The 13,231-nt window shown below is 39.6% G+C and carries 10 protein-coding genes; 6 read left to right on the top strand and 4 right to left on the bottom strand.

Going from position 1 to position 13,231, the window contains the following annotated elements; translation table 11 throughout:
• Nucleotides 1-79 precede the first annotated feature (79 nt).
• Complete coding sequence (locus tag NPA36_RS02390; RefSeq protein WP_456237496.1) at nt 80-556, bottom strand: GNAT family N-acetyltransferase; 477 nt, start codon at nt 554-556, stop codon at nt 80-82.
• A gap of 226 nt (nt 557-782) precedes the next feature.
• Between NPA36_RS02390 and NPA36_RS02385 the strand changes: the two genes are divergently transcribed.
• The 4 genes from NPA36_RS02385 to NPA36_RS02370 all read left to right on the top strand — a co-directional run bounded on the left by NPA36_RS02385 (nt 783) and on the right by NPA36_RS02370 (nt 5,666).
• On the top strand, nt 783-1,238 hold the full coding sequence (locus NPA36_RS02385; protein ID WP_256944507.1) for an HD domain-containing protein: 456 nt from the start codon (nt 783-785) through the stop codon (nt 1,236-1,238).
• Nucleotides 1,239-1,857: 619 nt separating this feature from the next.
• Nucleotides 1,858-3,375 (top strand): phosphohexomutase domain-containing protein, encoded by a 1,518-nt coding sequence (locus NPA36_RS02380; protein WP_256944506.1) that lies wholly within the window; start codon nt 1,858-1,860, stop codon nt 3,373-3,375.
• Between the two features lie 15 nt (nt 3,376-3,390).
• Nucleotides 3,391-4,266 (top strand): ROK family protein, encoded by an 876-nt coding sequence (locus tag NPA36_RS02375; RefSeq protein ID WP_256944505.1) that lies wholly within the window; start codon nt 3,391-3,393, stop codon nt 4,264-4,266.
• 875 nt (nt 4,267-5,141) lie between these two features.
• Nucleotides 5,142-5,666 (top strand): putative immunity protein, encoded by a 525-nt coding sequence (locus NPA36_RS02370; RefSeq protein ID WP_256944504.1) that lies wholly within the window; start codon nt 5,142-5,144, stop codon nt 5,664-5,666.
• 570 nt (nt 5,667-6,236) lie between these two features.
• On the opposite strand, the gene NPA36_RS02365 is transcribed toward NPA36_RS02370, so the two are convergent.
• Nucleotides 6,237-6,371 (bottom strand): hypothetical protein, encoded by a 135-nt coding sequence (locus NPA36_RS02365; protein ID WP_256944503.1) that lies wholly within the window; start codon nt 6,369-6,371, stop codon nt 6,237-6,239.
• A gap of 471 nt (nt 6,372-6,842) precedes the next feature.
• On the opposite strand from NPA36_RS02365, the gene NPA36_RS02360 reads away from it, so the two are divergent.
• A complete protein-coding gene (locus NPA36_RS02360) occupies nt 6,843-7,154 on the top strand; it encodes a hypothetical protein (protein ID WP_256944502.1) in 312 nt (103 codons plus the stop codon).
• 83 nt (nt 7,155-7,237) lie between these two features.
• Complete coding sequence (locus NPA36_RS02355; RefSeq protein WP_256944501.1) at nt 7,238-9,829, top strand: ABC transporter ATP-binding protein/permease; 2,592 nt, start codon at nt 7,238-7,240, stop codon at nt 9,827-9,829.
• 186 nt (nt 9,830-10,015) lie between these two features.
• On the opposite strand, the gene pepF is transcribed toward NPA36_RS02355, so the two are convergent.
• A complete protein-coding gene (gene pepF, locus NPA36_RS02350) occupies nt 10,016-11,821 on the bottom strand; it encodes an oligoendopeptidase F (protein ID WP_256944500.1) in 1,806 nt (601 codons plus the stop codon).
• A gap of 454 nt (nt 11,822-12,275) precedes the next feature.
• Entirely contained in the window at nt 12,276-13,172 is an 897-nt protein-coding gene (locus NPA36_RS02345) for a metal ABC transporter solute-binding protein, Zn/Mn family (protein WP_256944499.1), read from the bottom strand.
• Nucleotides 13,173-13,231: the final 59 nt, after the last annotated feature.

The following is a 13,231-nucleotide window of genomic DNA, read 5'->3' as shown; positions in this document are numbered from 1 at the left end:
AATTTCAATCAAGCAATAGATGACACGGATCATTTCGGGCTCTCCTAATCAGGAGGCTTTTTTTAATTTAGAAAGATAGTTATGAAGTTATAGAGTTACCCAAATACTTAACATAAATCTGACAAGGGTTCCACTCATCCCATAAGTTTGGAAAACATTCTAACTCCTTGTAGCCCATGGCAATATAAAAATTATTTGTGATGTCATAGTTTGGGTAATGCCCCATCTTGACGGTTTTAACTTGTGAGTAGGTGTAACCGAGTCTTCTCGCTAGTTTTTCGTACTCTTCGTTTAGCTTTCGTCCAGCACCTTTACGATGGTACTCTTTCATAAGGCCCATAACGAATATATCCGCACAGTCTTTACTCGTTGCGTTTAAAGCAACAAATCCTACTAAATTCCCTTCAGTGTAGCAAGCTAAGAAAGGCATATTTTGTGCTTCGTCTATGTACTCTTGGGTACTTTCGGGCAGTCCCAAACCAATCCGGCAAGTTATATAAGACGGTTTTAGTGATATTTTCTTTTTCGCTAGCATCAAAAATTTCTTTAATTTCATATTTCATTAGCTATTCCTCCAAGTAATTCCGATATATATGGCTTTATTATAGCTCATTTCAATGCGTTTTTGTGTATATTGAAATTTATTATAGACGTTTATAAGTCATTCAGTTATTTATGCTGTGACTGCCAATATAGTTTGTTTTTAACCAATTAAGTTGTTAAACTTTTCTTAGTGACTTTACCATTTTGTAAGTTGAAAAATAAAAGAAAGCAGGGATCAAATGACAAATCATCCATCTAATAACCTTGTAGAGAGAGCCTTAGGGATAGCTACTCGTGCACATGCCGGACAAAAGGATAAGGCAGGGATTGACTATATTGAGCATCCAAAAACGGTCGCAAGCTTTGTTAATAGTGATGAGGAAAGGGCTACTGCCTATCTGCATGATGTGTTGGAAGATACAAGTTTAACCGAACAAGATTTGCGTGAGCAAGGAATTCCAGAGGATGTCATATCAGCGGTAAAAGCGATGACACATGCTAAAGATGTATCCTATTTTGATTACCTTGCTGTAGTTAAAAGCAATCCAATTGCAAGAGTAGTAAAATTAGCTGATTTGAAACATAATTCTGACTTATCACGGTTGACAGAGCTAAGTGAGGAAGACCATAGGCGAATTGAAAAATATAAAGAGGCTGCTGAATTTTTGAAGGATGTTGATGGTGACAATAAGTAAAAGTTCTTTGTTAATAGAGCTTTATTTTAAAGTAATTTTTCTCTTATGGGAAAGAAATAGTAGAGGTAGGGGCTGCACAAAAAGTCCATGCTGCTATTCAAACAAAAGAGTTTTGCAAAAATTTTATCAGAAATAACGGTGAAAAGCATAGCTGGCGTACAGTGGATGTTTCGGCTTTAGCTGATTACAACCACGTAGACAGCTAAGCCAGTGAGACCAAGGCTCACGGCGGTGCCACCGTTCTCATTTTTGATAAAATTTTTGCAAAACTCTTTTGTGCTTTTAAAAAATAGATATTAGTCATTATGGACTTTTTGCCCAGCCCCAAAGCTTCTAATAATAGAAAGAGTGAAGGAACACCTTTTCTATCTTGTAATTTTAGCATGGGCAAATGAGTTGTATAAGCTAAATAACTAGTATATGATTTTTGCTAGATTTCTCGTAGAAAAATGTAGTCATCTTTTCAAGAATTTATTGAAATATAAAACCTTTTCAGTATTGGGATTTGTTATAATGATAAGGAAAGGGATGGTAAATTTTTGACTGAATATTAGCAGAGAAGTATTAGCAGAAAAATTCAACTCAGAACTTATCAACCAAAACTTTAAGGAGGCATCACATGAGCACACATCATTTACAAAACGGTTCGGATATTCGTGGCATTGCCATCGCAACTGACGAGCTTTCCGTAAACTTAACGGAAGAAATAGTAGAAGAAATTGGTCGAGGCATTGTTAACTGGTTAGTCCAAGAAAAAGATTTGGGAGAGGTGTTAGCTAGTCAAAAACTGACTATCGCAGTCGGACAAGATAGTCGCTTGTCTGGTGATCGATTGAAAGCAGCCTTAATCAAAGGAATAGTTTCTCAAGGAGCAAATGCTATCGATACGGGGCTTTCGACAACGCCAGCCATGTTCAAAACAACGCAGTTTCCCGACTTTAACTGTGATGCAGGTGTCATGATTACCGCTAGCCATCTGCCTTATTACTTTAACGGCATCAAAATTTTTAGTCGAGATGGTGGGCTGGAGCATGAGGATATTGAGTATATCTTAAACCACAGGCAGAAGAATGACTTGGCAACAAGTGGTCAAGTGTCTAGTCAAGAACTAATCTCACTTTATGCCAATGACTTGGTTGAAAAAATTCGTCAAGGAACAGGCACGAAGGAAGCAAAACCTCTAAGCGGACTCAAAATCATTGTCGACGCTGGAAATGGTGCTGGTGGTTTCTTTGCTGAGCAAGTTTTGGCTGAATTAGGGGCAGATACAACAGGTAGTCAATTTTTGGAACCAGATGGTCATTTTCCTAACCATATTCCGAATCCAGATAATCCGGAAGCTATGGAGAGTATCCGGCAGGCGGTTCTTGCGAACGGGGCTGATCTAGGCGTCATTTTTGATACGGATGTGGACCGTAGTGCTGTGGTGGACAAGTTTGGCAATATTTTGAATCGGAATAATCTGATAGCGGTCTTAGCACAGATTGTTTTGAGTGCGGAGCCGGGCAGTACCATCGTAACCAATTCACCAACTTCGACCCATTTGAAAGACTTTATCAATCAGTTGGGAGGCAAACAAGTTCGCTATTTGAGTGGGTATCGAAATGTGATTAACAAGGCGATTGACTTAAATAAGCAGGGGATTCACACGCCACTCGCCATTGAAACTAGCGGACACGCCGCCTTTAAGGAGAACTATTTCCTTGATGACGGTGCCTATGTTATTGCAAAAATTCTAATGTTGATTCCACAACTCAGGGCAAATGGTACGGAGATTAGCGACCTTATCTCAGAATTGCAACAACCAGTAGAAGCTCAAGAGGTTCGATTTAAGATCAATACCCACGAGTACTATGCATACGGTGAAACGGTTATTGCGGATATGGAGGACTTTGTTGGTCGTACTGAAGGGTTTGAAAAGGATTCTGACAATGAGGAAGGGATTCGTGTCAACTTTTTTGGTGACTTTGGACAAGGTTGGTTCTTATTGCGGATGAGTTTGCATGAACCGCTGCTAGTCCTACAAGTTGAGAGTGATATTGAAGGTAAGAACAGGATGGTTTTTGAAAAACTCTCAGAATTCTTTGGGCAATACCCAGAGTTGGATAAGTCTGCCTTAGAAAAAGTTTTGTCCTAGAAATGGAGGTCAGTTATGGCAATTGTAGTATTCGATGTGGGTGGAACGGCTGTGAAATATGGCTTATGGAAAGATGATGACTTGAGCCACACTGATTCTTTTCCAAGACCAGATACTTGGCAAGAGATGAAGAATCATTTAGAGGTAGTTGTCGACAGTTTTAAAGAGCAAGAGGAAATTACCGGTGTAGCACTCAGCGTCCCCGGTGCGGTTGATTCTGCGGCAGGAGTTATTGGTGGGACTAGTGCTGTACCTTATATTCATGGGTTTCCAATTGTTAGTCAACTAGAAGAAGTATTTCATCTGCCAGTCACCATTGAAAATGACGCAAATTGTGCAGCCTTAGCTGAAGTCTGGCGTGGTGCAGCAAAAGATGTGGCTAACAGTCTCTTTTTAATTATTGGAAGTGGTATCGGTGGGGCACTTGTTTTGAATAAAGAATTGGTCAAAGGTCCTCAATTATTCGGCGGCGAATTTGGCTATATGCTGATGGAAGGCAATCAAACCCTCAGTCGGCTAGCCAGCCCAGTTGTTGTTGCACGAAAATTTGGGAGAGACCATTTGGACGGACAAAAGCTTTCTGGGAAAGAGCTTTTTGACTTGGCGGATGCTGGGAATCAAGAAGCTTCGGCTGTGATTGATAAGATGTATGACTACCTTGCTAGAGCCATTGTTAATCTGGCAGTTAGCTTTAATCCTGATAAGGTGCTAATCGGTGGCGGTATTTCAAGTCGTGAAGATTTATTGCCGATTGTACGAACGAAGGTTGAGCGATTAAGAGAACAAGTCATGGCAAAAGGCTTGGTTATAGAGATTGAAACCTGCCAGTTCAACAACCAAGCCAATCTGATTGGCGCAGTTGCTAACTTTATGAGCTTGAAACAGAAGTAACAGTGTTAGGCAAACGTTTTCGAGAGCTAAGTAGTGACTTTTTTACGGTTTAAAGCTAATGTTTTTGGATTCAAATCAATAATAATGAAACGGATTATGAGAAAGTGCATCAAATTTGAGCCATTTACTGGGAGTAGAGCACTTCTACTCCCAGTAAATGACTGGATTTGGACAGCGTTTCTCATAATCCGTAATATTTGCAGGTTATATTACTATTTTTTAGGGATTATCGGTAGAATTATGAGAAAGTGCATCTAATTTGAGCCATTTACTGGGAATAGAATGCTTCTACTCCCAGTAAATGCCTGAATTTGGACAGCTTTTCTCATAATCCGTAATATTGTCAGGTTATATTACTACTTTTTAAGGATTATCGGTAGAATTATGAGAAAGTGCATCTAATTTGAGCCATTTACTGGGAATAGAATGCTTCTACTCCCAGTAAATGCCTGAATTTGGACAGCTTTTCTCATAATCCGTAATATTGTCAGGTTATTTTACTTCTTTTTAGGGATTATCGGTAGAATTATGAGAAAATGCATCTAATTTGAGCCGTTTACTGGGAATAGAGTGCTTCTACTCCCAGTAAATGCCTGAATTTGGATAGGTTTTCTCATAATTCGCAACATTTGCAGGTTATATTACTATTTTTGGGGGATTGTCGGTCGAATTATGAGAAAGTGCATCTAATTTAAGCCATTTACAGAAGAAGATGTCATAATAGTGACAAGGGGTAGAAACGCTTAAACAATAGGGCTTTGAAGCTTCCACAAAGTAAAAATCAATAAATTGGTATGCAGCTTAGAGCTTTTATCTTGCAAAGTAGGCGTTGCCTTCCTGCACCACCAAGTAACAACAATAAGAAAGGAACTGATATGGGAAAGAAAAACGCTGGCAACCGCGACCCAAGACTTGTCCGCATACAGCGAGGCGGTACACTTAACGATAAAATACATCAGTCTTTAGCTCTTTGGGCTGCAAAATGTGCCGAACGAGTTTTATTTCTATTTGAGGATCAATGTCATGATGATCTACGCCCAGCCGAAGCTATAGAAGCTGCTCGTGCATGGGCACGTGGCGATATTACGATGATGCAGGCGAGAGAGTTTGCATATGCAGCGCATGCCGCTGCTCGTGAAACAAAAAGTGCAGCGAGAGAAGCTGCTCGTGCTGCTGGTCATGCTGTCGCCACTGCTCACATGGCCGATCACGAATTAGGCGCCGCATTTTATGCGCTACGAGCTATTAAAGCCGCCAACCCAGACGACCCCGAAAAAATGACCGAAGAACGTGAATGGCAGCGAGAAGTCCTTACATCAGATATTCGCGAGCTTGTCCTTGACGATATGTGTAGACGCGCAAAGAAATTTCAGAATATCTTTTCAGACGATAGTTTTTAACCTCAAGAAAGATATACGGAAACTATCCAGCTAAACATGATTTAGGTTATGAAATAATTAAAGAAAACGATCATGAAATAGATCATGGTTACAGAATATCTTAGAGATGCCTTATTTTATTAAAGGTATTTACCTCTGGCAGCAAACATATGATATTCCTTTTACTAGCTCAGTTCTAAGGCATTTCGCGAAATAAAACACGCAATTATTTATGACCCTGCTGGAAGGAATAGAGCACTTCTACTCCCAGTAAATGAATGGATTTGGGCAGTTCTTCTCATAATTCGTCAGTTATTGGGCAATAAGTCCGTGAAGAGTAATAGCTATTTCTAAATCACAAAAGAGTTTCCAAGAAATATATCGGAAATCAAAACAGTGGCATCGCCGTTTCTGATAGATGTTTCGGAAACTCTTTTATGGTTTATAGGAGGGTGTCATTCGTTATGAATTTTCCACCCGTTTTTTTATGCTTTAGAAATAGATGGTATTCTTTATAACTATTTTTCTGAGCCTACTACCATTCTCATTTCTAATAGGTATATGGGAGATTTGTTTACATAACATACAAGACTAATCTACCAACTTAGCCACATAAACTCTTCGAATAATCAAGAAACCTAAGGCAAACAAGATAGCAAAGATTCCGGCTCCAAGAGCTGACATTTGGAAGAAGACAGGTGAAATATTATTGCGTAGACTAAACAAGACAAAGAATTCTAGCATAGTCGCAGAAAAAATGGAACAAAGATTAAAATAAGCAACTCTTTTGTCACCACTGTACGAATTTCCTTGATAGACAAGCCGAGTTTTCGAAGACCAAGATACTTTTCTCTTTCCCCCGCAAGTGACGTTTGCAAATAAAAGTAGAGGATACTCATGGAGGCGCTGAGGAAGATTAGGCTGAGCATAAAGCCAATAGAAAATGAGACTTGGTTGACAAATTTCTCTGTTAAATAAAGTATAAAACTCATATAAACCCTAGTAAATACATCGCAAGTCCTAAAAATGGTCCTTCTTTACTAGTATCTTTTTTAGCTCCCATCAGCTTCATTTGTAAAAAATCTACTGAGTGACACTTTCAAGTAGAGTTAGGGTCTTTTTATCTAAATCCATTCTTGCTTTTATACTTTACTCCAAGATGATATTCTTGTCATTCTAAATGGAGAGTGGTAGGCTATGCCTATATTAAGTGTTGATGCATTAAAAAGTATCCAGTTAGATGTAAGAAGTCGGATGAATGGAGAGAAAGCTATGGTATCGTTTAAGCTAACAAGCTATATTGATGGGTTTTATCGGTATGAGGTTTATCCTGAGGGGAAGGAAGACTATAAGGGGTTTGTTGAATTTAATCCAGAAACAAAGGTATTAAAAGAATGGATAAATCCTCCAGAGCCATTTGATAGGGATAAATGGATAAGTATGGCACTGAATGGATTAAGGGATAAAGATGGAAATTATAGAGAAACGGGCTATGTTGCTTGGTATTAGCATTTTCTAAAAACAAATACTACGTTTATAACGTTCAAGCTATGAGGAAAGTTGATGCAGACAAGAAAGATTAAGGTGAAAAAATGTTAGAGTTAAAAAATATTAGTAAAATTTATGAGACTGCTGGATTAACTCAAAAAGCCTTGGATGGAGTGAATCTGTCATTTAGGCAAAATGAATTCGTGTCTATCTTAGGACAGAGTGGGAGCGGGAAGACAACCTTGCTCAATATTATCGGTGGCTTAGACCAATATACCAGTGGAGACTTAATCATTAACGGTCGTTCGACAAAGGAGTTTAAGGACCGAGATTGGGATAGCTACCGCAATAATTCAGTTGGATTTGTCTTTCAGAGCTACAATCTGATTCCCCACCAAACCGCGCTTGCCAATGTGGAACTGGCACTGACTTTGTCAGGAGTTCCTAGACAAGAACGTCGGCGCCGCTCCTTGGAAGCTTTAAAGAAAGTTGGCTTGGAAGACCATGTAAACAAACGCCCCGGTCAAATGTCTGGTGGTCAAATGCAAAGGATTGCCATAGCCCGTGCCCTTGTCAATGACCCAGATATTCTATTGGCTGACGAACCAACAGGGGCTCTTGATTCAGAAACTTCGCTACAGATTATGGAGCTTCTTAAAGAAATCGCTCACGACCGTTTGGTTGTCATGGTGACCCATAACCCTGATTTGGCACAGATGTATTCAACCAGGATTGTTAATTTATTAGATGGGCGTGTGGTAGGAGATTCCAATCCCTTTGACCCGTCATTAAGTAATGAAGAGTCTGGAGAATTTAACCCTAAACGAACCAGCATGTCCTATCTAACCGCTTTATCACTTAGTTTAAACAATTTGATGACGAAAAAAGGGCGGACGATTCTAACGGCTTTTGCTGGAAGCATCGGAATTATCGGGATTGCTTTGATTCTTTCCCTATCCACGGGGGTTCAAAGTTATATTAATAAGGTGCAAGAAGATACCTTGACTTCCTATCCATTAACCATAAATGAGTCGACAAATAATATATCAGCGCTGCTAGAAAGTATCGGTGCAAAGAAAGAAACCCATGAAGAAGGCTATATCTATGCCAATGAAATGCTGTCTCACATGCTGTCATCCAATATTGAGCACAACGATTTGGCAGCGTTCAAAACCTATTTGGAGGAACATCCGGAAGAGTTTAAGGAAGACACCAACAGTATCCAGTATGCCTACAATCTCAACTTAAACCTCTATCAAAATGATACCACTGATGGAGCAGTACAAGTCAATCCGAGTCCAGTAGGGCAGAAGCTGGGAATGAACACATCGTCCAATCTTCCAATTGGTCCACGAAGCTCCAGCTTTTACAGTACAGATGTCTGGGAAGAACTGATGGACAATCAAGAACTCTTGAATTCGCAGTATGATGTGCTTATCGGTCACATGCCAAGTGCCTACAATGAAGTCGTTCTTATTGCCGATAGCAACAGCGAGATTAACGACTATGCCCTCTACAGTCTAGGGCTCAAGTCACAAAAAGAACTAGACGACTTAATTAAAGAAGCCTCTGGAGACAAGGCGCAGACTGATTCATCTACTAGCAGCTCAGATGAGGGAGCACCATTACGCTATGCCTTAAATGATTTGATGAGTTTGAAGTATAAACTGGTGCTTAACAGTGATTATTTTGTCAAAGAAGGCGATATCTGGGTCGATAAATCAGATGATGCTGACTTTATGAAGAAATTGGTAGATGATTCCGAAACGATTTCTGTGGTAGGGGTGATTAAGCCAAAACCAGAAACGCAAGGACTTTCTACTTCAGGTGGGATTGGGTATACGAAAGATCTGAGCAGCCATGTTATTGAAAAAGTGCAAGCAAGTCTGGTTGCCAAAGACCAAGTTGCTAATCCAACACGTAATATTTTTACAAACAGGGATTTTGTGGCAAGTGATAGTAAGCAAACATTTTCCATGAATGACCTCAGCCAAGAAGAAAAAATGGCTCTGGCAGCCATGACTCCTGAGCAGCTAACCGAGTATGTCAATCGCTTCAACGAAAATATCAATGCTACTTATGATGATAATCTAGCTAGAATTGGGGTGGTTGATTTGGCAAACCCATCTAGCGTTAAGCTCTATCCTAAGTCATTTGTTGCGAAGGATACCTTGAAAACTCAAATCGAGGCCTACAGTCAAAAAGCTAGAGATGCTGGTAAGGAAGACTTGGTGTTAAACTACACGGATGAAGTGGGCTTGATTATGTCTTCAGTCACTGCGATTGTCGATATGATTACCTATGTATTGATTGCATTCGTGGCCATATCTCTAGTGGTTTCTTCTATCATGATTGGGATTATTACCTATATCTCTGTCTTGGAACGAACCAAAGAAATTGGGATCCTGCGTGCTATAGGAGCTTCTAAAGGGGATATCTCACGCGTCTTCAATGCTGAAACTTTAATCGAAGGCTTTGCTGCAGGGCTCTTAGGAATTGTTATCACCTTGTTGTTGAATATTCCAATCAATTACATTGTGGAAAATCTGACAGGAGTAGCTGGCATTACCTCGCTACCTTGGCAAGCTGGGGGCATCCTCATTCTTATTAGTATGGTTTTAACACTAATTGCTGGAATTATTCCTTCAAGAATAGCTGCCAAGAAAGACCCAGTAGAGTCACTTCGAATGGAATAAAATAAAAAGCTAGGTGTCCTTTATAGGGGCACCTAGCTTTTTTGTGCTAATAATTGATAGATAGGGATAGGTAAAAAGTCCTTATCATAGTTAAACAAAAGAGTTTCTGGGAAAAATATCAAAAATGAGAGCAGTGCACCGTTCTCATTTCTGGCAGATAGCCAGAAGACTCGATGAATATAAGCTCTATTTCAACTCATCCGTCAACTTGTACAATTGGTCTACTAGCGAACCAACATAAGCAATAGCGTCTTTTAATGGTTTATCAGTCGATACATCGCAGCCAGCTGATTGACACAAATCTAGTGCAGACATGCTGCCACCTTTTCCAAGTGTATCCAACCAAACTTGTGCGTGACTTGGGTCTTCTTCAATCTTGTTAGCCACAGCTGTACCAATTGTCAGACCAGCTGAATAGGTATATGGATATAAGCCCATGTAGTAATGTGGTTGGCGCATCCAAGTTAATTCAGCGCCATCATTGATGTCCAAGCTGTCGCCGAAGAATTCTTGCATGACTTCTTTTTTGATGGTAGACAAAATGTCAGCAGTAAACATGTCACCAGCGTCCAGTTTTTTGTAGACACGGTCTTGGAAGACAGCCTCTAGGTAGTGAGTCACCATGTTGTGGTAGTAAGTTCGGCTAATCATATTGCTAATAACCCAACGTTTAAATCTAGCGTCACTACTAGTTTTTAGCAAGTAATTAGATACCAATACTTCATTACAAGTGGATGGTGCCTCTACAAAATAGAGCGAACAATCTTGGTTCATCATACTTTGTTTCTCGCCACAATGCATAAAGTGATAGGCATGTCCTAATTCGTGGGCTAAGACAAAGACCTCGTTCATCTTACCGGTCCAAGAAAGCAGGATAAAGGCAGCTACACCACCAATTGTGTAACAGAAGCCACCCGTACTCTTGCCAATATTTTGTGGAAAGTCCGTCCAACGCTTGTCATAGCTTTCATCAATCATTTGACCATAGTCCTCGCCTAGCACAGCCAGAGCTTTTTTGAGGTAGTCGCGGGATTCTGGAATGGTCATATCGACTTCATAATCGGGGTCTAAGTTAATCTTACAATCGGCAAATTGCATATCGTTAATCTGGTGCTCTCTTGCCAAAAGTTTCATATAGCGACGAATATGTGGCGCCAACTCTTCCATAATGAGGTTGATTTGGCGGTCATAAAGGTCACGGTTACCATCTTGTTGGTCTAACAAATAGTCAATAACACTGTCGTAGCCACGCATGGTTGCCACAAGTTTTTCTTTTTTAATATGAGAAATGTACTCATTAGCAGTCGTATTCTTGTATTTTCTCAAGGTCTTATAAAAACTATCAGCAGCTTTTCTGCGAATTTCGGTATTGTTATCCATTTCATGAAGGTTTTCATAAGAGACATAGCTGTTTTCATAGTCTTTTCCATCAACTGTAAAGGATTCAAAATCCATGTCTTCAAACTTGGTGATTTCATACAAATCATAAAAGTCAGGCAAGCTTCTGAAATTAGACAAAACTTGTTCAGCATCTTTTGACAGACGGTGTTTTTTATCCCGTTTGATTTTTTCAATGACGTAAGCCAAATCAGGACGTTTTTCCGCAACGAATTGGTCTAACAACTCATCAGATAAGGTAGCTAATTCGCTGTCAAAAAATGAGGTGGAAGCTGCCCAAATAGCGCTAGCTTGTTGATAACGATTGGCATTATCAATGACTGTTTCATTAAAACGGTCAACCGTAGTAGGTAAGGTTGCATAGGCACCTAGACGGTAGAAGTTCGCTAAAAGAGATTCAAAATCAGTGAATGCCTTATCTAGGGTTTCGAGTTCATTCAAGCGGTTTTCATAGCTAGTTTTGAACTGAGGCAAAACTCTTTCGATATGGCTTAGTTCATTTTTAAAAATAGTATCACTAGGATAAAGTAGGGTCATATCCCAGGTTTCTTGAGCATTTACTTGATCACGAGGTACTTGTTGGTTCTTGGTCATTCATTTCACTCCATTCTAGACATTCTCAGAACAAGTTATCGTAGATTGAAAAATCAGACAACTCTAAGGTTTATTGTACCTTTCTTATAGGCGAAAATCTATAGAAAGTAAGCAGCAGGGCAAAAAGTTCATCCTGCAATTCAAACAAGGGGCAGGGCAAAAAGTCTGTAATAAAATAAAAAAAGTTTCTAAATCATAAAAGAGTTCCCCAGAAATCTATCCGAAATGGGAACGGTGGCACCGCCGTGAGCCTAGGTCTCACTGGCTTAGCTGTCTACGTGGTTGTAATCGGCTGAAGCCGAAACATCCACTGTGCGTCAGATATGCTATACACCGTTCTGTACGGATAGATTTCTGGGAAACTCTTTTATTTGGTTACCATTTGGACTTTTTGTCCAGCCCCTTGTGATTTAGAAATAGATATTATTTTTTATAGATTTTTCCGGTTTTGAATTTATTTTAATCCTTTGACAATGGCATCAACATTCAATTTATAAGTTTCGATATAGCTGCTATTCTCTTTTAGCGAGTCTGAATATAGCTCATCTCCAATAGTTAAGTCGACCCCCTTGGATTGTACGGCTTTTTGCAATGATTCAATGGTTTTATGAGAAATAGACGATTCAGTGAAAATAGCTTTAATCTGATTGGTAGCCAAAAATTCAGCTAAAGCATTGATGGCAGAAGTAGAAGCCTCTGACTCAGTACTAACCCCTTGAATGGCCTTAACTTGAAAGTCATTAGACCTTGCAAAATAATTAAAGGCATCATGAGCCGTTACTAAGACACGTTGCTCTTTTGGAATGCTGGATAATTCTTTTGTGACATAGCTTTGTAAATCATCTAGCTCTGCTAAATACTTGGTTAAATTGGCAGCATAATCATCTGCGTGCTGGGCATCTTTTTGAGCTAGGGTCTCTTTAATATGAGTGGCAGCTTTTTTCCATAGAGAAATGTCAAACCAGATATGTGGGTCTTCACCACCATCTTCTTCTAGAATATCACTTTTATCCAAAGCCGCTTCCATACTACTTGTATTCGGCAACTTTTCAAGCACATCGCTTAATTTTGCTTCCAAATGAATCCCGTTATAAAAAACAAGGTCGGCTGACTGCATACTGGCAGCATCGCTTTCTTTGGCTTTATAAAGATGGGGATCCACACCGGCCTTCATTAGACTAGTAACCTTAACATGGCTACCACCAATATTTTCTACTAAATCGGCAATCATTGTTGTAGTGGCTAAAACCTCTAGTCCCCCATCTTTTGCTGTTGAAGGTGAGGATGAAGCAGTTTGACACCCTATTAAAAATAGGCAGAGGCCTAAGAGATAAATCGATAGTTTTTTCATAGTAAAACTCCTTTTCATTTTTTAGGTAAGACTAATTTTTATTTGTAGGCGAACCTAAT

Origin of the sequence: Granulicatella seriolae, from assembly GCF_024543085.1 — a bacterium.
In the GTDB taxonomy this organism is placed as follows: domain Bacteria; phylum Bacillota; class Bacilli; order Lactobacillales; family Aerococcaceae; genus Granulicatella; species Granulicatella seriolae.
This window is presented reverse-complemented; position numbering and strand designations above follow the sequence as displayed.